This window comes from Paenarthrobacter sp. YJN-D (assembly GCF_015040335.1).
Taxonomy (GTDB): Bacteria; Actinomycetota; Actinomycetes; order Actinomycetales; family Micrococcaceae; genus Arthrobacter; species Arthrobacter nicotinovorans.
In genome coordinates, this window is record NZ_CP053549.1 from 76416 (window position 1) to 101274 (window position 24859).

The 24859-nt window shown below is 64.1% G+C and carries 25 protein-coding genes and 1 pseudogene; 12 read left to right on the forward strand and 14 right to left on the reverse strand.

All coding sequences use genetic code 11. The annotated features are described in order from the left end of the window. The first annotated feature begins 105 nt into the window (after positions 1–105). Entirely contained in the window at positions 106–1146 is a 1041-nt protein-coding gene (locus HMI60_RS00355; RefSeq protein ID WP_193590333.1) for a LacI family DNA-binding transcriptional regulator, read from the forward strand. A 25-nt stretch (positions 1147–1171) separates the two neighbouring features. Here the strand turns inward: HMI60_RS00355 and HMI60_RS00360 are convergent, their stop codons facing one another. The 5 genes from HMI60_RS00360 to HMI60_RS00380 all read right to left on the reverse strand — a co-directional run bounded on the left by HMI60_RS00360 (position 1172) and on the right by HMI60_RS00380 (position 5689). Further along, positions 1172–1471, reverse strand: a complete 300-nt coding sequence (locus HMI60_RS00360) for a helix-turn-helix domain-containing protein (protein ID WP_018778431.1) — start codon at positions 1469–1471, stop codon at positions 1172–1174. Next, complete coding sequence (locus tag HMI60_RS00365; RefSeq protein WP_018778430.1) at positions 1468–1872, reverse strand: VOC family protein; 405 nt, start codon at positions 1870–1872, stop codon at positions 1468–1470. The genes HMI60_RS00360 and HMI60_RS00365 overlap by 4 nt, the downstream gene beginning before the upstream one ends. Positions 1873–1987: 115 nt before the next feature. After that, positions 1988–2983, reverse strand: a complete 996-nt coding sequence (locus tag HMI60_RS00370) for a bile acid:sodium symporter family protein (RefSeq protein ID WP_018778429.1) — start codon at positions 2981–2983, stop codon at positions 1988–1990. Positions 2984–3079: 96 nt separating this feature from the next. Next, positions 3080–4576 carry a SulP family inorganic anion transporter gene (locus HMI60_RS00375; protein ID WP_193590334.1) on the reverse strand — a complete coding sequence of 499 codons (1497 nt, stop codon included), beginning with the start codon at positions 4574–4576 and terminating at the stop codon, positions 3080–3082. A 6-nt stretch (positions 4577–4582) separates the two neighbouring features. Then, a complete protein-coding gene (locus HMI60_RS00380; protein ID WP_193590335.1) occupies positions 4583–5689 on the reverse strand; it encodes a GTP pyrophosphokinase family protein in 1107 nt (368 codons plus the stop codon). Between the two features lie 110 nt (positions 5690–5799). Between HMI60_RS00380 and HMI60_RS00385 the strand changes: the two genes are divergently transcribed. Next, positions 5800–6621, forward strand: coding sequence for an alpha/beta hydrolase (locus HMI60_RS00385; RefSeq protein WP_039239051.1), 822 nt, complete (start codon positions 5800–5802; stop codon positions 6619–6621). A gap of 40 nt (positions 6622–6661) precedes the next feature. Then, a complete protein-coding gene (locus HMI60_RS00390; protein WP_193590336.1) occupies positions 6662–7597 on the forward strand; it encodes a carbohydrate kinase in 936 nt (311 codons plus the stop codon). Between the two features lie 13 nt (positions 7598–7610). Here HMI60_RS00390 and HMI60_RS00395 read toward each other — a convergent pair whose 3' ends face one another. Beyond that, on the reverse strand, positions 7611–8669 hold the full coding sequence (locus HMI60_RS00395; RefSeq protein ID WP_193590337.1) for a glutathione S-transferase family protein: 1059 nt from the start codon (positions 8667–8669) through the stop codon (positions 7611–7613). 85 nt (positions 8670–8754) lie between these two features. Between HMI60_RS00395 and HMI60_RS00400 the strand changes: the two genes are divergently transcribed. Then, a complete protein-coding gene (locus tag HMI60_RS00400) occupies positions 8755–9564 on the forward strand; it encodes an HAD family hydrolase (protein ID WP_189076525.1) in 810 nt (269 codons plus the stop codon). Here HMI60_RS00400 and HMI60_RS00405 read toward each other — a convergent pair. Then, entirely contained in the window at positions 9561–10442 is an 882-nt protein-coding gene (locus HMI60_RS00405) for an isoprenylcysteine carboxylmethyltransferase family protein (protein WP_193591105.1), read from the reverse strand. The genes HMI60_RS00400 and HMI60_RS00405 overlap by 4 nt on opposite strands. Positions 10443–10495: 53 nt before the next feature. After that, positions 10496–11362, reverse strand: a complete 867-nt coding sequence (locus HMI60_RS00410; protein WP_193590338.1) for an NAD-dependent epimerase/dehydratase family protein — start codon at positions 11360–11362, stop codon at positions 10496–10498. A 133-nt stretch (positions 11363–11495) separates the two neighbouring features. Between HMI60_RS00410 and HMI60_RS00415 the strand changes: the two genes are divergently transcribed. Next, positions 11496–11744 (forward strand): hypothetical protein, encoded by a 249-nt coding sequence (locus HMI60_RS00415; RefSeq protein ID WP_039239057.1) that lies wholly within the window; start codon positions 11496–11498, stop codon positions 11742–11744. An 82-nt stretch (positions 11745–11826) separates the two neighbouring features. After that, the gene (locus HMI60_RS00420; RefSeq protein WP_193590339.1) at positions 11827–12606 is read left to right on the forward strand and encodes a glycerophosphodiester phosphodiesterase; all 780 of its coding nucleotides are present in this window, start codon (positions 11827–11829) and stop codon (positions 12604–12606) included. Positions 12607–12621: 15 nt separating this feature from the next. Here the strand turns inward: HMI60_RS00420 and HMI60_RS00425 are convergent, their stop codons facing one another. After that, a complete protein-coding gene (locus HMI60_RS00425) occupies positions 12622–14445 on the reverse strand; it encodes a glycoside hydrolase family 2 protein (RefSeq protein WP_110504846.1) in 1824 nt (607 codons plus the stop codon). A 73-nt stretch (positions 14446–14518) separates the two neighbouring features. Here HMI60_RS00425 and HMI60_RS00430 point away from each other — a divergent pair, with 73 nt between their 5' ends. Together HMI60_RS00430 and HMI60_RS00435 are read left to right on the forward strand one after the other, a co-directional pair. Continuing rightward, positions 14519–15481, forward strand: a complete 963-nt coding sequence (locus HMI60_RS00430) for a D-2-hydroxyacid dehydrogenase family protein (RefSeq protein ID WP_018778417.1) — start codon at positions 14519–14521, stop codon at positions 15479–15481. A gap of 105 nt (positions 15482–15586) precedes the next feature. Further along, positions 15587–16729, forward strand: coding sequence for a glycerate kinase (locus HMI60_RS00435; RefSeq protein ID WP_193590340.1), 1143 nt, complete (start codon positions 15587–15589; stop codon positions 16727–16729). Positions 16730–16744: 15 nt separating this feature from the next. Here the strand turns inward: HMI60_RS00435 and HMI60_RS00440 are convergent, their stop codons facing one another. Further along, positions 16745–16987, reverse strand: a complete 243-nt coding sequence (locus HMI60_RS00440) for a DUF2630 family protein (RefSeq protein WP_018778415.1) — start codon at positions 16985–16987, stop codon at positions 16745–16747. Positions 16988–17082: 95 nt separating this feature from the next. Between HMI60_RS00440 and HMI60_RS00445 the strand changes: the two genes are divergently transcribed. Further along, entirely contained in the window at positions 17083–17526 is a 444-nt protein-coding gene (locus HMI60_RS00445; RefSeq protein WP_193590341.1) for a YdeI/OmpD-associated family protein, read from the forward strand. Between the two features lie 330 nt (positions 17527–17856). On the opposite strand, the gene HMI60_RS00450 is transcribed toward HMI60_RS00445, so the two are convergent. Further along, positions 17857–18978: a VanZ family protein gene (locus HMI60_RS00450; RefSeq protein ID WP_193590342.1), complete on the reverse strand. Its 1122-nt coding sequence runs from the start codon at positions 18976–18978 to the stop codon at positions 17857–17859. A 336-nt stretch (positions 18979–19314) separates the two neighbouring features. Then, positions 19315–20574, reverse strand: coding sequence for an MFS transporter (locus HMI60_RS00455; RefSeq protein ID WP_193590343.1), 1260 nt, complete (start codon positions 20572–20574; stop codon positions 19315–19317). A 55-nt stretch (positions 20575–20629) separates the two neighbouring features. On the opposite strand from HMI60_RS00455, the gene HMI60_RS00460 reads away from it, so the two are divergent. Further along, positions 20630–21583, forward strand: a complete 954-nt coding sequence (locus HMI60_RS00460) for a DUF5937 family protein (RefSeq protein ID WP_193590344.1) — start codon at positions 20630–20632, stop codon at positions 21581–21583. A gap of 50 nt (positions 21584–21633) precedes the next feature. On the opposite strand, the gene HMI60_RS00465 is transcribed toward HMI60_RS00460, so the two are convergent. Both HMI60_RS00465 and HMI60_RS00470 read right to left on the reverse strand, forming a co-directional pair. Beyond that, positions 21634–22185: a dihydrofolate reductase family protein gene (locus tag HMI60_RS00465; protein WP_193590345.1), complete on the reverse strand. Its 552-nt coding sequence runs from the start codon at positions 22183–22185 to the stop codon at positions 21634–21636. Positions 22186–22196: 11 nt separating this feature from the next. Then, entirely contained in the window at positions 22197–22532 is a 336-nt protein-coding gene (locus HMI60_RS00470; RefSeq protein WP_079582011.1) for a hypothetical protein, read from the reverse strand. Between the two features lie 459 nt (positions 22533–22991). Between HMI60_RS00470 and HMI60_RS00475 the strand changes: the two are divergent. Then, positions 22992–24161 (forward strand): annotated as a pseudogene (locus HMI60_RS00475) (IS30 family transposase). 170 nt (positions 24162–24331) lie between these two features. After that, on the forward strand, positions 24332–24841 hold the full coding sequence (locus HMI60_RS00480) for an AAA family ATPase (RefSeq protein ID WP_193590346.1): 510 nt from the start codon (positions 24332–24334) through the stop codon (positions 24839–24841). Positions 24842–24859 lie beyond the last annotated feature (18 nt).

Consider the following 24859-nt stretch of genomic DNA (forward strand, 5'->3'; position numbering starts at 1 on the left):
ACGTGTTGGCTCCCGCAATTGTTAACGTTCACAACTAAGTGCGTCAAGGGGAGTCCACCTCGGTGAAGATAGAGTTCAAGAATCAATCGTCTGTCAGGAGCCGCCGTGAGCAAGGGACTCAAGCCCACCATCCGGGATGTTGCCACGGCAGCGGGCGTATCGCTGACCACCGTCTCTTACGTGCTTTCCGGCCGCCACGGAGGCACTACCCGGATCAGCCAGCCCACCCAGGACCGCGTCCTGTCGGCCGTGAAGGAGTTGGGCTACGTTCCCAACCAGGCCGCGCGCGGGATGCGGCGCGGCAAGACAGACGTGGTGGCCGTCGCGATTGGAAACCTCGAATGGCCGTGGGATCGGGCGTTGGCCACTGCAGCGGCGAACATCCTTCCGGAACGTGGCTATCAGCCTGTGATCCTCTTGGGCGAGGACTGGCGGAAATTCATGATGTCCGGCGGCGCGGACGGTGTCATTATCGGGTACTTCCCGGAGGCGAAAACGGAGGACGAGACCGTCACGGAACTGGCTCGCCGCGGCGTAGCCCAAGTGGTGATTTCGGAAACCATGAATCCTGCCGGGTTCGACGTCCTCGCGCCCGAGACCGACGCCGGGCTGGCGGACTGCATGGACTTCCTGACGGCGTCGCATCGAAGGATCGCTTGCATTCGGAGGTCAGATTCCACTGACCGGCCCAAGAGCCGGTTCGCTGCTTACGCCAGTGGGCTTGAAAAGGCGGGCATTCCGCTCGATCAGTCCCTCGTACGGACCTCTCACCATCGCCCGGCCGAGGCGTATCAGTCGGCGCTTGAATTGCTGCAGCTTCCGGTCCGCCCCACGGCCATCCTCTGCACTGACGACATGGAAGCGCTCCAGGCGGTACGGGCCGCCTTCCGGCTGGGCCTGCGCGTGCCCGAGGACGTGCAGATCGTAGGAGTGGGGAACTCCACCGAGGGGCAGGAGTTCGATCCCGCACTGACGACGGTGGGTCCCGATCCTATTTTCGAGAAGGTGGTCCGGATGCTGCTCGACCGCCTGGAGGGAACGGCTCCCGCCGACGGCGTCCGGGTCGCCTCTCCATGGAAGCTGCACCGTCGCGGTACCACGGTGGACGCCACCACGGTGGACGGCAGCAAGACGGCGGCGCAGTAGCGTCACGACCGCGGCGCAAAAAGGTCTACGTCTGGGCGTCGTTCCCGGGCAACTCCTCGCCCCAACGGGCCAGCGCGTTGATTGCTTCGCCCAGGGCCCGCCCTCTATCGGTCAGCGTGTAGGCCCGGGTGTTGTGGCGCAGGGGCAGCCGGGACAGGACGCCGGCGGCTTCGAGCTCACGCAGGCGCGTCGCGAGCATGTTGGTCGGCACTCCGAGGTCCCGCTGCAAATCGCCGTAGCGTTGTGGCCCGTCGAGCAGCCGTTCCACGATGAGCAGGGCCCACCGTGAGCCGACGACGTCGAGGGCCGCGGCGAGGTTGCTCACGCGGTCGGATCGGAGTCCGGCTTCATCCAAAACGGTGAGTAGTGGTAGCCATCGGGGTCGTCGAACTGGCGCTGGTACATGAAGGGGTAGTCGTCGGTGTCACCGATCCGCCCGCCGGCGGCGCCGGCGCGTTCGGTGAGCTCGTCCACTGCTTCGCGGCTGCCGAGGTCGAAGGAGACCGTGACCTTCGAGGGAGTGTCAGGTCCGCCGACCAGCTCCTCGGCGCCACCGACGCTGGCGTACATCTCACGGCTGCCGAGCATGACGTACTGCTCGGGTGCGATCGCGAAACATGACACGTTGTGATCGGACATCTCGGTGTTGAGGGTCCAGCCGAGGGCGGTATAGAAGGCGGTGGCACGTTCGACGCTCTCAACCGGGCAAGTAATAAAGAGGCTCATGCGGTCATACTTGCAAAATGCAAGTGCGGCGTCAAGACCCCGATGCCCGCGAATTTCGGGCCTCGTGGAAGCCTTAAGGACTGAGGCCGGAAGCCAGTCCCCAAGAGTGCAGAAGTCAGTCCTTCAGCGGACGTCGCGCGAGCCACGCTGCAACGATCGCACCGGAAACGTTGTGCCACAGCGAGAACACGGCGGAGGGCAGCGCGGCCAGAGCACCGAAGTGTGCTGTGGCCAGGGTCGCGGCAAGTCCGGAGTTCTGCATTCCGACCTCGAACGCCAACGCACGGCGCGCCTTGTCATCCAGGCGGCCGAGCTTGCCTGCCAGGTAGCCGAGGCCAAGACCGAAGCCGTTGTGGAGGACAACAGCCAGGAACACGATGCCGCCTGCTGCCACGATCTTGCTGGCGCTGCCGGCCACAACAATTGCAACGATCAGGGAAATCACGACGGCGGATGCCCACGGAAGTGCCGGAAGCACCTTGGCAACGAGCTTGGAAAGGAACAACCTCGCCAGGAGGCCTGCGATGACGGGAAGCAGCACGGTCTTGACGATGTCCAGGACCATGGCGCCGGCGTCGATGTGGAGGAACGAACCGGCCAGGAACAGCGTCAACGCGGGTGTCACCAGAGGAGCGATCAGCGTTGAAACCGATGCCACGGCAACAGAGAGCGCAACGTCGCCCTTGGCCAGGAAGGCCATCACATTGGACGCGGTACCCGACGGCGCGCAGCCCACCAGGATCAGGCCCACCGCCAGCTCCGGGGGCAGCTGGAGCAGCACGGCAATGAGCCAGCCGGCGCCGGGCATGATCACGTAGTGTGCCACGATGCCGAGTGCCACGGCCCACGGACGCCGGGCCACTGAGGCGAAATCCGGAGGGGTCAGGGTCAGGCCCATGCAGAACATGATGACGCCCAGCAGATACGGGACCGAGACGCCCATGGGTTTGAAGAGGTCCGGTACGAGGAAGCCAAGGACACCGGCAGCCACAACAAGGAGCGGGAACACCGTGACGGCAACCCGCGCAATCCTGGCCTCGGCGGCGAGGGCGGCGTTCACGGGCGCGGCTGTTTCTTCAGACTCTGGTGCGTTATTGGTTGCCTCAAGCATTCATCCATGCTCACACCTGCCCGGCAGCCCGAACGAATTCTTTACTTGCAGGCAGGCGTATATGTCAGATGACCGCTGTTTCCGAACCCAGCCGGGTCAGGAGTTGAGCTTCCCCGCCAGGCGCTCACGCATGCGGACGCTGGCCTCGTTCAGTCCAATGAACTCCACCTCGCGGCCATGGTTCCGGTACTTCTCCGTCACCGAATCCAGCACCGACACGGAGGACGCGTCCCAAATATGCGATCCATGCAGGTCGATGATTACCCGATCTATGCCGTCTGAGGAATCCTTCGCGTAGTCGAACTGCGTATAGAGATCGTTGGAGGAAGCGAAGAACAACTCCCCATCCACGGTGTACGTCGCAACCCTCTCGCCGTTCAGCTCCAGTTCGGTCCGTTCGACGGTCGCGAAATGCGCCACGCGCCGGGCGAACAGCACCATGGCGGCCAGGACGCCGACGCCGACCCCCACCGCCAGGTTGTGCGTCGCCACCACAGCGGCAACAGTCAGGATCATGACGGCGGTCTCGGACCTGGGCAGCCGCTTCAACGTCGATGGCCGTACGGAGTGCCAATCGAACGTGATCAGTGAAACGAAGATCATCACGGCCACCAGGGCAGCCATCGGGATCATGCCCACCACGTCACCGAGCACCACTACCAGGAGCAGCAGGAACACCCCGGCCAGGAAGGTCGAGAGCCGGCTCCTTGCACCGGAGCCCTTCACGTTGATCATGGTCTGCCCGATCACCGCGCAGCCGCCCAGGCCACCAAGGAAACCGGTGACGATGTTGGCCACACCCTGCCCCCAAGACACCCGGGTCTTATCGGAGCGGGTGTCCGTGATGTCGTCCACCAGTTTGGCAGTCATGAGTGATTCCAGCAGGCCCACCAGCGCCATGGAAAGGGCGAAGGGAGCGATGATCCGGAACGTCTCCAGGTTCAGTGGAACGTTGGGCAGGAAGAATCCTGGCAGGCTGTCCGGGAGTTCGCCCTTGTCGCTGACGGTGGGAACATCGATGTTGCCGAGGGCTGTCACCAGGGTGATGGCCACGATCGCCACCAGCGGTGCGGGAATGGCAGTGGTGAGCCGAGGCAGCCCGAACACGATCACCAAACCAACAATGACAATCGGGTAGACCATCCAGGGCACGTTGAAGAGTTCCGGCATCTGGGACATGAACACCAGGATGGCCAGGGCATTGACGAAGCCGATCATCACCGAACGGGGAATGAACCGCATCAGCCGCGTCACACCGAGGACCGCCAGCATGACCTGGAAGACGCCGGCCAGGATGATCGTAGCGATCAGGTAGTCGAGTCCGTGCTCCTTCATGACGGGGGCGATCACCAACGCCACGGCTCCCGTCGCAGCGGAGATCATGGCCGGGCGGCCACCCACCAGAGCCGTCACCACGCCCATGGTGAACGATGCGAACAAGCCAATACGCGGATCCACGCCGGCAATCACCGAGAATGCGATGGCTTCCGGGATCAAGGCCAAAGCCACCACGAGTCCCGCGAGGGACTCCGTCAGCAGCCGGCGGGGCGAGCGAAAAGTCGCCCGCAATGACATGAGTTGCTCCGGAGTCATGGGTCCTTACAGTGCAGTCTGGCGGTAGCGCTCAATCTGCTTAAGACGACGCTGGAGGCTGTCGCGCCGCGGGTGCGGAACGGCGTCGGGCGCCTCAGCAGTGAGATCAATGTGTTCGGTTCCGTACTGCCACAAGAGGAGGTCATCCAGGAGGCGGTCGGGACCGGGTGAGTAGCGATGGTCCAGGGCCTTGCGGACCTCTGTGATCCGGTTGGCGCTGAGAAGCCCGGCCAGTTCCACGGTCTTGGTAAGTCCGTGGGCGGCGAGCAGTTCGGCGGCCCATCCCCAGTCGTCATCAACTTTACGGTCAACGTGCGGCAGGAGCGTACCCCAGACGTCACGAACCCGGTTGGGAGTCAGGGGCGAGCCGCCTTCACCCTCCAGATCCCAGTAGCCGCGGACTTCCTCGTACCGCTCGTGAAGGTCCGCGAAAGCGCTCTCAACCGTCTCCAACATGGCCGCCGTGGCCGTGAACTGCCGGTCGAAATGCGGGGTCCATGCGCGCGGGTCCTCCGCCTTGAAGCGGATGTCGTGCTCGATCTCGCTCCAGGCGTGCGCGAAAACAGTACGGATTTGGCATTCAAAGAAGTAGCTGCCGTTGGCTGGCATGTCCGGATTGAAGACGTGCTGGTACTCCTTGACCGTTTCATTCTGGATGGTGCGCAGGATGAGGTGGCGGCTGGAGTAGCCATAAGTGCCGGACTCGATGGAACCGATGTCCTTCTCGCGGTCGCCCCGGCAATCGAAGAGCTGGCGCTGACGCTTGATGATGTTGGCCACCGCTGCGTTTTCCGCAGGGAGCTTGGTGATGACACGGATGCCCACCATGTCGTTCAACGTGCGGAAAGGGTCCGGGAATTTCAGGACGCGCGGACCACCCGGTTCCAGGGGATCATCCGTGCGGGAGATTTTTTCCCGGAACGACTCCACGGTCTTGGTCCGGCCGGTGACGAACAACGGGGTGACTTCAGCGTCGTTCAACATGTCCCGCAGGGTCAGCAGTACGTCCCGCGTGACCCGCTTCAAAGCAGGGCGGACACGCTCGTAGAGGGCCACATTCGCATCCACTGCATCCCGCTGGGCCTGGTCCAGGCTGTCCCAATTGCTTGCCATGCCCCCAGCTTACGTGGCGGCTGCGACACTGAACCGGGCCACCCGCCGTCGGGGTGCCTCTAGCCAAACTTCGGAACCGTCACGATAGGCTCAGTACAAAGGAGGGCGCAATGTTGCGGCACAAGTACAGCTACGGCGAACACCCCAGTCAGTGGGGCGAACTCTTCATACCTGAACCGAACAACGGAAACCATCGCGGCGCATCAGCTGTGGCCGGTGGAGTAGCCGTTGTGATCCATGGCGGCTACTGGCGCTCGCAATACGGCGCGGAGCTCGGCGAACCGCTGGCGCGGGACCTCGCAGCGCACGGAATCACCGCCTGGAACCTTGAATACCGGCGCGCCGGGAACGGCGGTGGATGGCCCCATACGTTCGAGGACATCCTGGCCGGGATCGACCACCTGTCGCAGATAGCCGGGGACCACGACCTCCAGCTCGGCAAAGTGGTGGCACTGGGCCACTCCGCCGGAGGACACCTCGCGGTATGGGCTGCGGGCAGGCACCGCCTCTCTGCGATCGGAGCCCCCGACGCCGACCGTCAGCTCCAGCGGGCACCTGAGGACAACGCCGTGCACCTGACGGGCGTGGTGAGCCAGTCCGGCCTCCTGAACCTTGCGGCAGCCGAGAAGCTCAACCTCAGCAACGGCGCCGTCTGCAACCTGATGGGCGGGGATTCGGCCAGATTCCCCAAACGGCATAAATACGCCGACCCCATGAGCTCGCTGCCGATCAACGTCCCCGTCTACGCCGTTCACGCCACGGAAGACGAGGACGTTCCTGCAAGCCAGTCCGAGGCCTACGTTGCCGCAGCCACGGCGGCCGGGAGCTCCGCCCAGCTGCTGCGGGTCCCGGGCGACCATTTCGACCTCATCGACCCCAAGGCCGTTGCCTACAAGAAGTGCCGCGAGTTGGTGCAGCGACTGCTGTCGTAATTGTTGGGCCGCTGCGCTTCACCTCTGGCAGAGTTGACCCATGCTGACAGTCATTGGTGAGGCCCTGGTAGACGTCGTCCAACGCTCCTCTGGAATTGAGGCGCACGTTGGCGGCAGTCCGCTCAACGTTGCCGTGGGCTTGGCCAGGCTGGACCACCCGGTGCAGTTCATCGGCCGCTACGGCAAGGACGCCTACGGAGACTCCGTCGCAGCGCACCTGCGCTCAAGCTCCGTGATGGTGCCGCTTCCGCCGGATGAGAAGCCAACCAGCGTGGCCACCGCCCGGATCGACGACGACGGCGCCGCCACCTACGCCTTCGACCTGACCTGGGAACTCCCCGGCCTCGCCGGTAGGTTGCCCCTGATGCTGCAGGGCGCCACGTTGCTGCACACGGGCTCCATTGCCACCTTCCTGGAGCCTGGTGCCGCGGAGGTTCTTGCCGCCGTCGAGCATGCCCACCCGAACAGCACCATCAGCTTCGACCCCAACTGCCGGCCAAGCATCATTACGGACGTTGAGTACGCGCGGACGCAGGCCGAGCGCTTCGTAGCGCTGGCCGACGTCGTGAAGGCTTCCGACGAAGACCTTGAGTGGCTGTATCCCGGCGTCGATCCTACGGAATCCGCGCGTCGCTGGCTGTCCCTGGGCGGCGAGGAAGGACCGGCCCTGGTAGTGGTGACGCGCGGTTCACGCGGCCCGTGGGGTATCACCCGGGCAGGCGAAACCGAAGTTCCGGCCCCGTCCGTGAATGTCGTGGACACCGTGGGTGCCGGCGACTCGTTCATGGCAGGGCTGCTGTCCGCGATTGTGGATCATGGTTTGGACGGCGCGCAGAACCGCGGGGAACTGCGGGCCATGCCCGCAGAAATGCTCGCGGCGATCATGGAGCATGCCAGTCGCGCCGCCGCCGTGACCGTTTCACGCGCGGGCGCCAACCCGCCGACGCGTGCCGAGCTGAACCACGGGCTGGCCTGACACGCACCAGCGGCTAGCCGGCGCCATGCCCCGGAGCTACTTCTTCCCCGGCCTTCACCGGACCCGGGGGAGTGCCGTCTCCGAACGGACTGCCGCCCAGGGATTCCCGTCCATGGGGCGTCAGCCAGCCGGACAGATCCGGACCGGCGGGGACAATCTGTGTGGGATTAATGTCTTCGTGGACGATGTAGTAGTGCTGCTTGATCTGGACGAAGTCGATGGTGTCCCCAAAGCCGGGTGTCTGGAAGAGGTCCTTTGCGTAGCCCCACAACGCAGGCATTTCGCTCAGCTTGTTCCGGTTGCACTTGAAGTGTCCGTGATAGACGGCGTCGAAGCGTGCCAAGGTGGTGAAGAGCCGGACGTCAGCCTCAGTGATGGAGTCGCCCACAAGATACCGCTGGCTGCTGAGCCGTTCTTCCAGCCAGTCCAAAGCAGTCCACAGGCGCGCGTGGGCGGCATCGTAGGCTTCCTGTGATCCTGCGAAGCCGCATCGGTAGACGCCGTTGTTGACCTCGGTAAATACGCGCTTGTTGACCTGGTCGATTTCCTCGCGGAGGTGCTCCGGATACAGCTGGGGCGCCCCGGGGCGGTGGAACTCCGTCCACTCCGTGGAAAAGTCGAGCGTGATCTGCGGGTAGTTGTTGGTCACTACTTCGCCGCTGGGGATATCGACAATGGCCGGGACGGTGATGCCTCGCGGGTAGTCCGGGAAGCGGCGGAAGAACGCCTCCTGCAGGCGCTCGATCCCCAGTACGGGGTCCTTGCCGCCGGGATCAAGGTCGAAAGTCCAGGAGCGGGCATCGTGGGTGGGGCCAGGCTGGCCGAGGCTGATGACATCCTCAAGTCCCAGGAGCCGCCGCACAATTACGGAGCGGTTGGCCCACGGACAAGCGCGGGCCGCGATCAACCTGTAGCGCCCGGGCTCTACGGGCCAGCCGGGTTCTCCGTTTGGGCCGGCAGCGCCGTCGCGAGTGATGCGGTCCTCGATGTAGTTGGTGTCGCGGGTGAACTCACCGCCGGTGACGTACGCGCCGCGTGTGCTGTGTTCTTCGCTCATGGTCTTGTCACTCATCAACTCAGCCTATGCTCCCGGTTTTGGAAATGTGGAGGCTTTCCGGTGCGCAGCCGCCTGTTTCGCTCCAACGTAGACTGGCATGATGCGGCTCGTAGCAAGCGATATAGACGGCACCATCCTCGGTCACGACGGAAAAATCAGTGACCGGACCATCAAGGCATTCCAGGCATGCCGCGATGCCGGAGTGGAACTCGTCTTCGTCACGGGCCGTCCGCCGCGCTGGTTGTACCCCCTCCAGGAGCAGCTCGGGCACAGCGGAATCGTGATCTGTTCCAACGGCGCCGTGGTGTGGGACTTGGAATCGGAGAAGGCACTTTCTTCGTCCGCTCTGGAAGCGGTGTCGGTGTTTGAGGCCCGCCGGATCATCAAGTCCATCCGGCCTGACGCCCTGTTCGCTGTGGAGACGCTCACCGGCTTCCAGCTGGAGCCGGGGTTCATCGAAAACGAAACCAGCGAACTGCTTGCCGAGTTCACCCCAAAACCGCTGGACCAGACGCTCACGGCGGATGACGCCGTCGTAAAGTTCCTTGCCATTACCCGCAAGGGGACGCCGGACGAGTTCCTGGCCGAGGTGCAGCCGGCTGTCGCGCACCTCGTGTCCACAACGCACTCAGCTCCCCGGACTGCGATGCTGGAAATGTCCGTGCCGGGGATCAACAAGGCAGTCACGCTGGCCAAGTACGCAGAGTCCCTGGGGATCGAAGCCGCCGATGTTGTGGCGTTTGGGGACATGCCCAATGACATCGAGATGCTCCGCTGGGCTGGCCACGGTTACGCCATGGCCAGCGGGCACCCCGAAGCGATCCTCGCTGCCGGCCGGCAGGCGCCGCATTTCGACGACGACGGCGTGGCCCAGGTTCTCGAGGCGAAACTGACGGAGCAGCGGGTCTAGTTCCGCCCGAAGTTCCGCCCGACGCGGGGAAGCCAACAGCTCACTGACGAACGGTAGCGGCGGAATTCGGGTCCGAAGCGGTTTTCGAGGTCTGCTTCCTCCAGCGGCCGAACGGCGTAGTTCCAGACCAACGAGCCGATCATCGCGTAGGCGACCACGAGCCAGGACCCCAGGAGGAGGCCCACCCCTACGCCCTGGGCGATGCCGGCAACGGCCATCGGATTGCGGACCCAGCGATACGGCCCGGCGATGACGAGGTGGTTGGGCATGGCCGACGGCAGCGGGGTGCCGCGGCCCTTGGATGACATGGTTACGGCGGACGAGACGCCGAGAATGCTCGCCAGCACCAGGATCACGGCACCTGCGGTGACGGCAAACTGCGGGACAGGCAGGGACACCAGCCATCGACCTTCCAACCATGAGATGGCCAGCGGGACTGCAACAAGGAACAAGCCCCAGAAGAGGATCATTTGCGCGATGGTCGCGCTCACGTGGGCCGTTGCAGGCCGGTTCGAAGCGGCGGAGCGGAACGCGAACGGGCCGCGGATGATCCAGTCCGTGGGAACCCGCCCCAGCAGGACGAAGCAGAGCGCCAGGCCTGAGCAGGCGGTAGCGGCAATCATCATCAGGACGCCCAGGCCCGCTTCCGTGGTGAATGTGGCGTAGACAGCCAGCGCGGCTGCCACCAAAGCAGTCCAGCCCGTGGCCACCACGGCCGCCCACCGGATGCCACAAGCTGCGAGGGCCGAACAGAGCACGAACAGCGGAATGTCGAGGGCGGCCACAGCGACGGGGTCAAGGGTGCCCAGGGTGGCTGCACGCACCGGGGATGCCAGGAAAACCAGGGTCCACCAAGCCAGCCCGGCAACCGCCTGCATTGCGAAGTAGGCCCGTCCCCATCCCTGCTGTCCTGTGGCACGCAGCACGGGCTTCACGGGTGGCGTACGCCCTCGCCGGAAAGCAACGCGCGGTAGCCCTCTTTGTAGCTCGGGAAAGTGAACTCGAAACCCGTCGCGCGGAGCCGTTTGTTGGAGCAGCGCTTATCGCCGGGGCCGGCGTCGGACGGGCCCTCAGGTGCCGCCGTCGGGGGTTCAGGGCACTGCAGCTCGGACGCGAGGAACCGCATGACGTCGCCCATTTCGGCGGCGTGATCGTCAACGCCCACGTAAACCTCGTCCGGGGCAGCTCCCATGGTAGTCAGGTGGACGATCATGGCGGCGGCGTCGTCCCTGTGGACGCGGTTGGTGTGCCGGGGTTGGGCGGGGATGACGGCCTTGCCGCTCCGGACCTGGTCGATCAGCCGGGTGCGTCCCGGGCCGTAGATCCCGCCGAGCCGGAGGGAGATTGGCCGGGTGCCCGTTCCGCGTGTCCGGGCGAACAGCAGTTCCTCCGCTTCCAGCAGGACCTTGCCGCTGAACCGCGTGGGCTCCGTGGGTGTTGACTCGTCCACAACAGCTCCACCGGAATCCTTGTACACAGCGGTGGAGGAGACGAAGAGGATCCGCCGCGGTTCAATGGATTGCCGTTCCAGCGCATCCAGGACGTTCTTCACGCCGTTCAGGTAGGCCGCGCGATAGGCCTCTTCTGTGGAGGCGTCGGCTGCGACGGCCACCACCACAATGTCCACGTCGGCCGGCAACTCCGGGAGCTCCACGGAAAGGTCCGCGTAGACGCCACGGATCTGCGGAGGCAGCTTCCCGGGGGAGCGCCGCAAGCCCACAACCTCGTGGCCCGCCGCAGCGAAGCGAAGTCCGGCTTCGGTTCCAAGGTCGCCGCATCCGGCAATCAACACAGTCATGTCCCTAGTCTTGCAGTTTCAGGCTGTCACCGACTTCCCAGCCTCCATACAACCGGCGTTCACCTTGCGCCCGTAGGCTTCCAGCCACGGACCCGTTCGCATCGTGTCTACCAGTCGAAATGCAGGGGGAATCATGGCCAAGCGCAGGATCAACGATTTCAACACGGCGCCGCTGCGGCGCGTCGAACCGGATCACCACTGGCGTTCCTTGCGCCAGGGCGACCGTGTCAGCGTCACGCTCACGCCCGGGTATGAGTCGGCGGGAGTGATTGACGCCGTCACCGGCGATGCCACCGCCGTGTGGGTGGAGCTCGACGGCGGCCGCGGCAGGACGCTGGTTCACGTCAGCGACGGCGTGGCGATAGTTCCGCACGAAGCCTGACGCGCCAGGCCTGACGTGTGGCGCGTGACGCACGCGCCTGGCACACGCGCCGTCGGGAGAGCCGTTCGGTTACGCTACGGGTGTGACGCTGCCCTATTTCCTCCGCAAGGACGGTTCGCTGGGCCCTTTGGCCTTCGCGCACCGCGGTTTCTCGTTGGATGGCCTGGAGAACTCCATGGCGGCTTTCAAAGCCGCGGCGGAACTCGGCACCGTGCACCTGGAAACGGACGTCCACACCACGTCGGACGGCGTGCTGCTGGTCTTCCACGACTCCTCCTTGGACCGCGTGACCGATTCTGTCGGCAAGATCGCGGAGTTGACGGCAGCAGAGGTAGCCGGGGCACGAATCGGTGGTGTGGAACCTGTTCCGACCTTTGATGAGCTGGTGGCCGCGTTGCCGGATGCCCGGTTGAACCTGGATATCAAGGACTGGAATTCGGTGCGCCCGTTGGCCGAGGCCATTGAGCGGCACGGAATCCATGATCGCGTACTGGTCACCAGCTTTTCCGACAGGCGCCGCAGGGCAGTCCTGGCCAAGCTGTCGAATCGCGTTGCTTCGTCGGCGGGCAGCTCCCTCACCGCTCTGTTCGTCCTCCTGGGCCCCGTGCTGCCGGCACCTTTGGCACGCAGGCTGCTTGCCGGCGTCGACGTTTTCCAGGTTCCTGTCCGCTACGGGCCGGTGCAGGTGGTGACGGCCGGGTTCCTGCGCCGCGCGCACCGCCTGGGCCGTCACGTGCATGTGTGGACCATCAACGAACCCGCCGAGATGGAGCGGCTCCTGGATCTTGGCGTGGACGGGATCGTGTCCGACCGCCTGGATCTGCTCAAGAAAGTCCTGGTCCGTCGAGGCCAGTGGGTCTAGCCAAACTCGGCGGGGTTAGTTCCGGGTTTCGATGGCTGCCGGCCGGACTTGCGCCGCCCGGATCCTCTCGAGGTCGAACTTGGGGCTGCGATCGAACGTGAAGATGCCGTTCTTCTCCTGGAAGACATCCGTCAGCTGCGTGTAGCAGTACCCAAACATGTCCGGATTATCCAGCAGGACGCCACAGAGTCCCTCGAAGCGGGCATAGAGCTCCTCTTCGCTGCTGACGCGCTGGCCGTAGCCCCAGGAACTTTCGACGTCGGTGCCTGCCGCCTCTGCTGCTTGGCGCGCTTCGGCCTCGTTCCACCAGATACCGCCGAATTCGGAGACGAAGTATGGCTGCCCGGCGTACGGTACCGAGTACTCCTCGCCGTCGTCCTTCCGGTTAATGTATGGCTTCCCGTCAGCAAGGCCCTGTTGTTCCATGCGGAAGCGGTCGGGATCTTGTTCGTAGGAGTGGGAATCGTAGATGTCCGTTTCCCGGATCCGGTGGGAGTAGCCTGATGCGTCGATCACGGGCCGTGTGGGGTCCGCGAGCTTGGTGGCCAGGAACATGGCCTGGGTGACGTCGTCCAGAACGGTGAGGCGGTCATGCAGCACCTGGTGGGTCTCGTTGAGGGGACACCAGCCGACGATGGACGGGTGGTTAAAGTCGCGCTGCAGGACTTCCAACCACTGCGCCACAAAGCTGGCAGTCGGTTGTTGGTTGTGGCCGATGGTGCCGCCGCCCGACACGCCCCAGTCACCGAATTCGCCCCACACCAGATAGCCCAAACGGTCTGCGTGGTACAGGAAACGCTCTTCGAAAACCTTCTGGTGCAACCTGGCGCCGTTGAATCCCGCAGCCATGGACAGCTCGATGTCCTTGACCAAGGCGGCCTCATCGGGGGCGGTCATCAACGAGTCCGGCCAGTAGCCCTGGTCCAGGACCAGCCGCTGGAAAACCGCATTGCCATTGATGCGGACAACCTTGCCGTCCAAGGCAATCGAGCGGATGGCGGCATAACTGCTCACTCGATCCACCACCTCGCCGGCGCCGTCCCGCACGCTCACGTCAAGGTCGTAAAGGAACGGGTCCTCCGGCGACCAGGGGCGCATCGCTTCGGCTGGGACGGTGAGCCGGAGCGACGGCGTGAGGTCCAGGTCTGCCTTGACCTCCGCCTCAATCCGCAGGTCTTCCTTATCGCTGAGGACGGCAGTGACTGTGTGCCCGCTCCGGTTCCGGCTGAGCGGGACCTCCACCGTGATGCTTGAATCGGCCAGACTGGGGGTCATCCGGAGGCGCTTGATGTAAACCTCGGGCACGGCCTCCATCCACACCGTCTGCCAGATTCCGGTGGTGCGCGTGTACTGGCAATGCGTGTTGTTGTACCAGGTGGCCTGCTTGCCGCGTGCCTGCATCCCGTGCCGCGAGTCCCTGGCGCGGACAACGATAACGGCATCCGTCCCAGGCTCCGCGATGCCACCCAGATCGGCCGTGAACGGAGTGAAACCACCCCTGTGCCGCGCAACTTCGACGCCATTCACCCAGACTGTCGCGTCGTGGTCCACAGCGCCGAAGTGGAGGAGCACGTTGTGTCCGGACCACTCCGGGGGAATGCTCACGGTCCTGCGGTACCAGACGGCTTCCATGAAATCGACGTGCTCGATCCCGGAAAGGGCCGATTCCGGGGCGAACGGGACCAGAATCGAACTGTTGAGTTCGCGGGTGGCGAGCCCGCGCTCCACGCCGGAGTCCCCGGCGTCGATCTCAAAACCCCAGGTGCCGTTGAGGTTCATCCACTTGTCGCGGACCAGTTGCGGGCGGGGATGCTCGGGCTTGGGCATGGCGGAGGTCACATTTTGCGTCACACTCAAAAACCTAACGTGAGATGGTGGTCAGTACCACCAGCCGCTGCGGGAGGAGACAGCCGTGACGAAGTTCCGTTTAGCCATTCTTGACGACTACCAGCAGGTTTCCGGGGACTACGCGCCTTGGGATTCACTGCCCGACGACGGCGTGAAGGTCAGCGTTTTCAGCGCACCGTTCGTCTCGGAGGAGCAGGCCGTGGCCGCGTTGACGCCGTTCGACATCGTTGTCGCGATGCGTGAGCGGACCCGCTTTCCGCAAAGTGTCCTGGATTCCTTGCCCAATCTGAAGCTTCTGGTGACCACCGGCATGGCCAATGCCGCGATTGACATGGAGGCCGCATCCGAGCGGGGGATCGTGGTGTGCGGAACGGGTGGATCACCTGCCGCGGCGCCGGAGCTAACCTGGGCCCTGCTGCTCGCTTTCGCACGGAACCTGCCTGTGGAGGAGAACTCACTGCGGGCGGGGGAGTGGCAGACCGGCGTCGGATTTGAACTTGAAGGCAAGACGCTTGGCATTGTTGGCCTGGGGAAGATCGGCAAGCGCATGGCCGGGTACGCCAAGGCGTTCGGCATGGACGTCCTCGCATGGAGCCAGAACCTCACCGCGGAGACCGCTGAGGCGGCAGGTGCCCGCTTGGTCAGTAAAGAGGAGTTGTTCAGCGAGTCGGACATCGTGACGCTGCACCTGCGGCTCTCCGAGCGAACCGAGGGCATTGTGGGCTCCGAGGAACTGCGCCTTCTGGGTCCCGACGGGGTCTTGGTCAATACCGCCCGAGGCCCCTTGGTTGACGAGGTTGCCCTGATCCGCGCCCTGGAGGAGGGCTGGATCCGGGGCGCCGCCCTTGATGTCTTCGAGGAGGAGCCCCTTCCCGCAGGGCACGCGCTCCTGCATTCCCGGCGGACTGTCCTCACGCCGCACATCGGGTACGTGACGCACGAGAGCTACCGGAAGTTCTACGGAGAGGCGTTTGAGGACGTCAAGGCCTGGTTGGCGGGTGACCCTGTGCGGGTGCTGGGCGGGTAGTCCCCTGGTGCGAGGGGAGACGTGCGGCGGGAACTACTGCGACGCCGTCAACGCAACGTTACGTTCGGGCAAGCGCTTTCCCGGTAAAGCTGGCAAGATGGTCCCATGCGTATCCTCATTGCCCCGGACAAGTTCAAGGGATCCCTGACCGCCGCCGAAGCCGCGTCAGCCATGGCCGAGGGCGCGCTCCGCGTTTACCCGGATGCCGTGACCACGCAGTTCCCGGTAGCCGACGGTGGCGAAGGCACGCTGGATGCCGCCATTGCCGCGGGCTATGAGGAACGGAACAACGCCGTAGTTGGTCCCATCCTCAAGCCGGTCGGTGCCTCGTGGGGGATCCGGAAGGACTCCTTCGGCGGGGTGACCGCTGTGATCGAAACGGCCATGGCCTCAGGTCTGGCGCATATGGAGCCGACTCCGGAGAACTCCCTGCGCGCCCACAGCTACGGTTGCGGGCAACTGATCGCCGCCGCCCTGGATGCCGGGGCCACTGAGATCGTGCTCGGTGTGGGCGGCTCGGCAATGTCCGACGGCGGCAGCGGAGCCTTGCGTGCGCTGGGGCTCAAACCGGTCGATACGGCAGGAAATGTGGTCCCGCTGGGCGGCGGCTCACTCGCAGACGCAGTTGCCCTCGACGTCTCGGAGCTGGATCCCCGGCTGTCGGCCGTGAAGTTCCGCATCGCCGTCGACGTCCGGAACCCGCTGTACGGGCCGGAAGGTGCCGCGCACGTTTTCGGTCCGCAAAAGGGTGCGGATGAGGACGCGGTCGAAAAGCTCGACGCCGGGCTCCGCAACTGGGCATCGCTCCTTCGGGAAACCACCGGCCGCGACGTGAACGTTCCGGGAGCTGGAGCGGCGGGCGGGTTCCCGGCGTCGTTCCTGGCGTTTACGGATGCTGCGCTGGAAGGTGGTTTCGCGCTGGTGGCCGGTCTCACCGGGCTCGCCTCGCACTTGAGCGAGGCCGATCTTGTGATTACCGGGGAGGGGTCCATGGATGAACAGTCCCTCACCGGAAAGGCGCCCATTGCACTGGCTGACGCGGCGAGCGTGCACGGCATTCCGGTGATCGCGGTGGCAGGCCGTATCACTGTGACCCCCGAGGATCTCGCGAAGCACGGGATCGTGGCTGCGGCGCAGTTGCTGGACGTCGCGCAGCGCAAAGACGGCGTTCCGGATGTTGCCGATGCAGTCGCCAACGCCGCCAAGTACTTGGCGTGGGCGACGAGCCAGGTTCTCGAGGGCGCCTAGGTTCGCCCGGCAGAACTACTGCCTGTAGCCCTCGACTTCGCTGATCGGGCGGGCCTCGGCGTCGTCCGGGTTCTCCCCGGCATGCTTCTTGGCCCGGCGCTGCCGCAGCAAGTCCCAGCACTGGTCCAGCTGGGCTTCCAGCTGGGAGAGACGCGCGCGGCTGTCGTCACCGTCGGTCTCCGATCCCGCCGAGTCGCGCAGATGATGCTCTTCTTCCACCAATGCCTGGATTCGTTCCAGAAGATCCTGCTCGTCCATGGTCCTGCTCCTTGGGTTGGCTGTTCCGGGCGTTATGTGAAACCTAGTACTACTGACCGGGTGCGTCTACTGGCGGCTGACGGCATACTGGGGTCATGCAATTCACAACCACCATCGTGGGCGATGGAAACAAGGCCGGCATAGAGGTTCCCGCCGATGTCGTTGATGCGCTGGGGGCTGGGAAGAAGCCGCCCGTGGTGGTGACCATCAACGGCCAAAGCTATCGCAGCAGCATCGCGGTGATGGGTGGAAAGTACATGGTGGGCGTGAGCGCGGCGAACCGCGAGCTTACCGGCGCTGCTGCCGGTGACACGGTGGAGGTCGGCCTGGAGGTCGACACCCAGCCGCGTGTAGTGGAAGTCCCGGACGATCTCGCTGCAGCCCTGGATGCCGAACCCGAAGCCAGAGCCTTCTACGGGACGCTCAACTACAGTGCCCAGCGGCGTTATGTAGAACCGATCGGAGACGCCAGGACTGCTGAGACCCGCGCGCGACGTATCGCCAAAGTTGTCTCCGATCTGAAGGCCGGGAAAAAGTAGCCGGAGGGTCCCGAAAGACGGACCCGGAAAAAAATAAAAAGAAAGTGACCTGGACCATGACACGTTCCATCAGGTGGCGCCACTACTAAGTAGTGACAGGTTGCAGAGCGCATTCCGGATGTAGAACAGCAGCCACGGCCTATGAGGTGTTGAGACCCCCTCCTCGGCCGGTCACGGCGCAACGATCCATGCCGCTTTTTGTCGGCGAGCTGGAGGTGCGCTCGTCCGCTTGCCCAAGTGGACAGTGTGGCCGGCCCGAAAGCAGACCCCCCCTCGAGCCGGCCACACGCACCTCGCGCACCAGCCGGCTGCCGAGGTGGCGTGCGGCCCCTAGGCGGGTCGAGGAGCTGGGCCAGCCACCCGGCGTCGTTCGATTTCACGCGAGTCAACCATCTCCGCACCCGTCAGGACGCCCGAAAGTCCCCGCGATTTTGTCAGGGGAACCGCCACGAAGGCGGCCAGGAGCAGCAGGCCGGAGAGCGGACCGAACGCCGTTCCCGGTATCAGGGCAGTCAGGAACGACAACACAACATAGAGTCCGCCGGTGGTGCTGGCCCGGAGCAACGCCCGACGGCGGGTGGCCGGCCAATGCGGTTGCAGCCACACGGCGCGCTGGCCGAGTGATGCGCCGGAACCCACAAGCGCCGGCAGGTAGAACACCAGGAACCCGGGAACGAGATGCATGAGGACGAGGGAGACGGCGTCGTCCGCTCCGGGAAGGTCCGCACCGATCGCGAGCAACCCCACCCTGTAAATCACAACGAAGCCGAAGCCAAGGAACGTTAGCGCCACGTAGTCGATGATCATCCCGAGCCAGCGCCGGCGGACAGTGACGGGGCGGCTCTGGCCACGGGCTGCGCGGAGGTCGCGTCGTTGCGGCATGAACCAGAGGACCAAAGGCGCAATCATGGCACCGATCAGGGCACCCAGGGTGTTGGTGATGAGATCGTCGACATCGGCAAGGCGGTAGGCACAGTCGTAAATGCCCCACAAACCAGTGAATTGAGTCGCTTCGATGAGGCCCGAGGCGAGGGCGCCCGTCAGCGTAGAGACGGCAATGTTCCACGACAAGTAGCGGCGCGCGATCACACCCCAAGGAACGAAAAGCACCACGTTGAACACAACTTGCAACATGGCACGGCTGGTCAGTGTCCCCGTGATCCCCAAGCCCGAGGTCTCACGTTGGATATCGTCCAGGAATTGGAAGGGGACCGCCTGGAAGTTGCTTCCGCCCGGGCCGCATTTCAACAGGGTGGGGTCAGGCAGGGGTAGCAGCGTGTAAGCCACCAGAGCAACGCCGTAGATGCTGAGCCCCGCGGCACCCAGAAAGCGGCGCCACGTGAACCGGCCGTACATCCTGTACTGGATGGCCACGATCGGCACCATGAACATGCCAAAGAGGGCCACTCCTCCCAACACGCCCACGTACGCCGGCCAGACCCATTCCCCCATGATTCCCCTTCACTCGTTCCTTCCATGGTTTCAGGGTGGGCGGCTCAATTCCTCCGTCTCCGTGGTGATGTTGCTCGCGGCGGTCTCGCCCTGGGGTCGGATTTTCGCGTAACGAATCAGTGCTTTTGTGCACCTTAGTAGAAAGGAACGGGGCTTAGGGGGACAGTCAATGACGCAAGAGTCGTGCAGGAATGACCGGTGCTTGGAGGGGTGGATCTGGCCGCAAGTGGGCGAGTTTCCTGATGGGCAGTGTCCGGAATGCTCGGACGAGGAACCCCCGCCGGAACCAAGTGCGCAGCCCGCCGGTGGGCGGCGGCGGACCCTGCGCCCGCCCCGTTAGGCGAGTACCGCCGTCGTCGTGGCTTTCCGCGCTATCAGCGCTACGCCCGCCGCCGAGGCAACAAAGACCGCGCCCAGGATGGCCCAACCGAGCGTGCCGTGTTCGACGACGGTAGCCGTCACCACGAGAGGTGCGAGCATGGCCCCCAGGGCGGATCCCATGCCGAACATTCCCTGGTAAGCGCCGGCCTGGAGTGGATTGGCGAGCTCGAAGCTGAGTCCCCATGCCCCCGCTTGCGAAAGGATTTCCGCTAACGAGTGCAGGAGTGCGGCACCGCACAGGAGAATGATGGCGGCGACCACCGGCACTCCGCCCGCTAGTGCGTAGAGCGCGCAAGCCGCGGCCATGAGCACCCCACCGGTCAGCACGATCTTCCCGGCACGGGCAGGATGGTCTGTGCCGCGGGAGAGCGGCACCTGCAGCAGGACGACGCACACAGTGTTGATGACCAGGACCACCGATATCAGCACATCCGGCGCGCTGGTGTCCTGTGAAATCCACAGTGGAACGCCCATCTCGGCGAGTCCGAACTGCATGCCGAAAATACCGGAAAGCACCGTCAACAGAACGTAGCGGCGATCCTTGAAGGGGGAGATGCCACGCTTCGGCGCAGGGTTGGCGGGGTCGTGTCGCGGCGCGTCGACGCGGCTGGGAAGGCGGCGGAGGTGCAGTGCGCTGAGGACATAGACGACGCCGGCACTGATCATCATCACCCGGAACGCGTCGGCCGTCCCGGCCAGCAACGCCAATCCGGCGATCATGCCACCCGTCGCGATGCCCAGGTTTGTGATGGTGCGGAGGACAGCGCGGGCGTTGACGCGGTTCGGGCCATCGAAGGCACGCGCGATGATCGCTGAGCGCGTGGCGTTCGCGGCCCGGTCCACGCCTACCGTAATACAGGCAATCACGACGGCGGTGCCGAAGTTCCCGGCGAACGTATAGCTTGCGATAGCGAGACCTTCGACGGCGACCATCACCACCAGCAGTCGGCGCGCGGATAAGTGGTCCGCAAGGCGGCCGCCAATGTACGACGTCGCGACGCCGACCCCGCTAGAAACAGAGAGGATGACGGCGATTTCCACGGCGCTGAGTCCGACGAAGCGGCTGAAGTACAAAACCGTCAGGGTAAGGAAGATGCCGCGACCCACCGTCGAGACCAGAATGGCCGAAGCGAGGATCCTAAGGCTGGGTTCGGAAAGGGCGGCGCGGAGGCCGTGCCGGGGAGGGGTAATGGTGTCTGCCGGAGTTTTGGTCACCCCCTAGTTCTGTCACCCGCCGAGGATGGCCGGTAGTGATGTAGCGTTATGCTTCATGTTGAAGTACGTACTGTCGGGCGCCGACCTGGGCGGGGTGCGCTTCGGCATCTCGCCCATGTGTGAACTGGGGCTCTCCCTGAGGGCCATCCGTGATCCCAGCCAGTACCCTCTTCAGCTGCCGTGGTTGCGCCGCACGGAGGAAGCCCGTTCGCGCCTGGATCTGGATGGTCTGCTGGCGCTGGTTGACCACCGGCTCTGGACGCCGGACTTCCTGAATCCCAGGCCTGATTCCCCTCTCACCAGGATCGACGACGAGTTCGCGGCATTGGAGGGAATTTCAGCCGAGCAGTTCCACGGCGACCTGATCCGGGTGCATGGTGAAGTGCCCGCAGTCTTTGCCGGACCCGTTGGCCCGGCGATCCGGCGCCTCGTGCAAATCCTCAAGGACTTTTGGGAAACGTGCTTCGCACCGCACTGGCTGCGCATGCGCACCATCCTGGAAGCAGACATCGTCTACCGCGGCAGGCAACTCGCCCATGGCGGGCTGTTCACAATGCTCAACGACTTGTCCGGTGCCGTGGAATTCGACGGCCGGGTCATCTCCGTGCGGTTGAAGAACCCTGCGTCACGGACCGAGAAGACTGATGGCCTGGGGCTGACACTCGTACCCACCATGTTCACCCGCAGGGCCTCTGCTCCCGTGAACCACGGTGACCCGCCGATGCTGATGTACCCGGCCCGCGGTCAAGGAGCCATGTGGGAGGCGGAGCAAGTGAGAAGCCCTGCCGCTGTGGTGGCGGTGCTCGGCGAGGTCCGAACCAGCCTGTTGACGGCGCTCGCTGCGCCTGCCTCATCCACCGAGCTTGGCGTGCGCTTTGGCGTGACCACGTCCGCGGTCAATCAGCATCTCAGGGTGCTCCGGAATGCCGGGCTCGTGACTTCCACGCGCTACGGCCACAGTGTGCTCTACTTCCGGAGCGAGCTGGGCGCGGCGTTGCTGCTGGGGTGAGCGCTGAGGCGGGTCGACGACGGCAGCCGGCTGCCGCCGTCGAGCGTTCCCTAGTCCTTGCGCAGGCTGTAGGTGCTCACAACGTTGCCTTTGCTGGTGCCGTACTGGTCCTCCAGGACGAGCCGGTTTTGGGGATCGCCGTCCTCGAAAAGGCGGCGGCCGCTGCCCGCCACCACCGGGTGCGTCATCAGGGTCAGCTCGTCCAGCAGGCCCGCAAACAGGAGTTGGCGGACCACCGAGATGCTGCCGCATACGGCGATCTCTCCGCCGTAGCGGTTCTTGAGATCGGTGATGAAGTCCTCCAACGGACCGTTGATGAGGTGCGAGTTCTGCCACTCCAGCGGTTCGGTCAGGGTCCGGGACGCCACGAATTTTTCGACAGGATTGATGAAGGCGGCGAAATCATCGTCCTGGGTGGCGTTTGGCCAGTATCCGGCCCACTCCTGGTAGCTGACCCGGCCCAGCACCACGGTATCCACGGTGTTGATCATCTTGGTCAGGCCCTTGCCGAGGTCCTCGTCGAAGCTGTCGAACTGGAACTTGAACGGATCCTGGACCACGCCATCCACGGAATGGAACAGTCCGGCGGTTACTTTTCGCATGCGTTCTCCTATTAGGCTGCCCGGCTTGCTGTCTGGAGTTTCCGGGAGGGCAGGGCGGTCACATTGCCGACGTTGCCGGGCGCAGTGTTGAGGCGGACAGGCACCTCATGGAGTTCAGCGTAGATCCTCAGTTGGTCCAGCGCATCTGCGTCGATGGTCGCTTCCGAAAGGTCCATTTCCACGCCGAGCCCGCCGCCCAGGCCCTTTGTCCGCTGAACCACGGGGTAAAGCCCCTGAAGGCTCGAGGTGGTGACGCGGCCCGTTGCTGCGATCTGGATCTGTTCGCCGTCTACGTCGACGCGAACAACTACGGAGAGCTTGTCGCTGGCCAATTTTCTGCCTTTCATCCTTGCTGCCACGCTGCAGCGCACCCCAGCGTATGTGCCAGGTGTGACCTGCGCAACATTACGACGGCGGGAGCTGGCACGGGTTTGATCCCCAGCCAGGCCGCTTGGCCGGGTCCCTGCGTACCCGGAATGGGTGCGGGTTCGCTCGTGAGTCGGCGACCCAGCTGTCCCGGAAGTTGTCTTTGTGACAGCTGTTGGAAGGGGATGTTTTGGGACAACATGCGGGACGACAGTGTTACGCGGACGCTGGACTGGGATTTCATCAGGCCCCGGCGCGACTGAACGAATGCCCACAGCGCCTGTACGGCAAAGGGCTCCGGCGGGAATGCTGCGAACGGCCCGGAATCCGCGGATGGGCGGTGTCCCGCCGGGGGCGTCCCGGTTCCAAGGAAGTGGGACGGCTAACCGTGTAGCGTTTAGGGCACCTTGGGTTCTTGCGGTGATTGCAACACTTAGCGGATGGGTGTTGTCGTGGCGAGGTACTCGATTTACGTAAGGCCGGATCTTTTGCAGCTCTTTTGGGCCGGGATGCAGGCCGGTGATTTCATCACTGACGCTGTTGCGCCGATCAATACGAGCAGGCGGACCGGGCGCCGGGTCCTGGCCGAGGCCGGCGGTGTCCGGCCACGCCGCGGCCGGGGTCTGAAGGGAAGGTGCCTGACCTTCGCTCAGCGTGAGGAGATCGCGGTGCTGCGCGCTCAGGGACATTCGCTGCGCCGGATCGGGGCCGTGGTCGGCAGGTCGGCCTCGACGGTGTCCAGGGAGCTGCGGCGCAATTCGGTGGCTGGGTTGCCTTACCGGGCGACGTCGGCTCACGCTCTGGCGTATGAGCGGGCTTCGCGGCCGAAACCGGCGAAACTGCACACCAACACTGTGTTGCGTGCGAAGGTGGAAGAGGACCTGAAAAAGAAGTACTCGCCTGAGCAGATCGCTGGACGCCTGCGGGTTGAGTTTCCCGATGAGCCGGAGATGCGGGTGTCACCTGAGACCATTTACCAATCGCTCTACGTTCAGTCCCGCGGAGCGCTCAACCGTGATCTGGCCGTGTGTTTACGCACCGGACGTGCGCTCAGGCAGCCCTGCAGGAAGGCCGGCCAGCGGAAGAACCGGATCCCGGGGATGATCAATATCTCCGAGCGACCCGCCGAGGTTCAGGACCGTGCGGTGCCAGGGCATTGGGAGGGTGACCTGATTATCGGCAAGGGCAACCAGTCCGCGATCGGGACCCTCGTGGAGAGAATCACCAACTACACGATGCTCGTGTAGTTGGTGGACGGATACAAAGCAGAACAAATGCGCGACGCCTTGGCCGCGAAGATCAAGACGCTCCCCGAGGCGCTGAGGCATTCCCTCACGTGGGACCAGGGCATCGAAATGCAGGACTGGAAAACCGTGAAAATCGACGCCGGTATCGACATTTACTTCTGCGATCCGCACTCACCCTGGCAGCGGGGCATCAACGAAAACACGAATGGCCTGCTACGGCAGTACTTCCCGAAGGGCACCGACCTGAGCATCCACAGCGCCGAAGACCTCGACTGGGTCGCCCAGGAACTCAACGACCGGCCACGCAAAAGACTAGAGTTCAGAAAACCGATCGAAATGATCGAAGGACTCCTGTTGCAATGACCGCCTGAATCCGCCGCACCTTCACCGGGCATTTTTGCGGGCGGGTCTTACGGGAATCCCGTACCGCTGAAACGGCTGGGGCGTGGACGCACGTCAGATGCGGCCGGTGGGGGACCGGCTTACGGGCGTCGCATCAGGCACAGCCTCTTCGTTCCTGAGAAGATCAGGGCATGGACTCGATCTTCGTGAATGGAACCGTCGGCGTCGGAAAGTCAACTCTCGCGGATGCGCTTAGTGCGACTGAAAAGGTCAGTCATGCAGTAATCGATCTGGACGCGATTCGAAGGTTGAGCCCCGCGCCAAGTTCAGACCGATTCAACCACGAGCTCGAGCTGCTCAATCTTCAAAGCCTCACGGACAACTATCGGGTTGCAGGTGCACAGCGGTTCATCATCGCGGGGGTCATTGAGACAGAAGCCGAGATAGCTCGCTACGTTGACGCACTGAGTTCTGAGGGAATGTTTGTTTGTCGCCTCGTGGCTCGTTCAGACGTGCTGGAGTCACGTCTGCGCTTCCGCCATCGCAACGATCCTGAAGGGCTTCTCTGGCATTTGGATCGAGTCGAGGAACTTTCAAACATTCTGGAATCCGCTGACATTGAAGACCTCGTGTTGGATTCGTCCGACATTCCAGCAAGTGAGCTGGCGAAGGCCGTTCGTCGAGCTGCAGGCTGGGACTAATATCGCCAGCACTGCGGA

Coding starts and splice junctions, on each gene's coding strand:
- HMI60_RS00410 (WP_193590338.1), bottom strand. CDS start 11,362: ATGACTGTGTTGATTGCCGGATGCGGCGACCTTGGAACCGAAGCCGGA.
- HMI60_RS00470 (WP_079582011.1), bottom strand. CDS start 22,532: ATGAAAGGCAGAAAATTGGCCAGCGACAAGCTCTCCGTAGTTGTTCGC.
- HMI60_RS00415 (WP_039239057.1), top strand. CDS start 11,496: ATGGCCAAGCGCAGGATCAACGATTTCAACACGGCGCCGCTGCGGCGC.
- HMI60_RS00370 (WP_018778429.1), bottom strand. CDS start 2,983: ATGCTTGAGGCAACCAATAACGCACCAGAGTCTGAAGAAACAGCCGCG.
- HMI60_RS00445 (WP_193590341.1), top strand. CDS start 17,083: ATGCAATTCACAACCACCATCGTGGGCGATGGAAACAAGGCCGGCATA.
- HMI60_RS00450 (WP_193590342.1), bottom strand. CDS start 18,978: ATGGGGGAATGGGTCTGGCCGGCGTACGTGGGCGTGTTGGGAGGAGTG.
- HMI60_RS00375 (WP_193590334.1), bottom strand. CDS start 4,576: ATGACTCCGGAGCAACTCATGTCATTGCGGGCGACTTTTCGCTCGCCC.
- HMI60_RS00465 (WP_193590345.1), bottom strand. CDS start 22,185: ATGCGAAAAGTAACCGCCGGACTGTTCCATTCCGTGGATGGCGTGGTC.
- HMI60_RS00380 (WP_193590335.1), bottom strand. CDS start 5,689: ATGGCAAGCAATTGGGACAGCCTGGACCAGGCCCAGCGGGATGCAGTG.
- HMI60_RS00395 (WP_193590337.1), bottom strand. CDS start 8,669: ATGAGTGACAAGACCATGAGCGAAGAACACAGCACACGCGGCGCGTAC.
- HMI60_RS00480 (WP_193590346.1), top strand. CDS start 24,332: ATGGACTCGATCTTCGTGAATGGAACCGTCGGCGTCGGAAAGTCAACT.
- HMI60_RS00460 (WP_193590344.1), top strand. CDS start 20,630: ATGTTGAAGTACGTACTGTCGGGCGCCGACCTGGGCGGGGTGCGCTTC.
- HMI60_RS00405 (WP_193591105.1), bottom strand. CDS start 10,442: ATGCAGGCGGTTGCCGGGCTGGCTTGGTGGACCCTGGTTTTCCTGGCA.
- HMI60_RS00385 (WP_039239051.1), top strand. CDS start 5,800: ATGTTGCGGCACAAGTACAGCTACGGCGAACACCCCAGTCAGTGGGGC.
- HMI60_RS00435 (WP_193590340.1), top strand. CDS start 15,587: ATGCGTATCCTCATTGCCCCGGACAAGTTCAAGGGATCCCTGACCGCC.
- HMI60_RS00400 (WP_189076525.1), top strand. CDS start 8,755: ATGCGGCTCGTAGCAAGCGATATAGACGGCACCATCCTCGGTCACGAC.
- HMI60_RS00365 (WP_018778430.1), bottom strand. CDS start 1,872: ATGAGCCTCTTTATTACTTGCCCGGTTGAGAGCGTCGAACGTGCCACC.
- HMI60_RS00390 (WP_193590336.1), top strand. CDS start 6,662: ATGCTGACAGTCATTGGTGAGGCCCTGGTAGACGTCGTCCAACGCTCC.
- HMI60_RS00440 (WP_018778415.1), bottom strand. CDS start 16,987: ATGGACGAGCAGGATCTTCTGGAACGAATCCAGGCATTGGTGGAAGAA.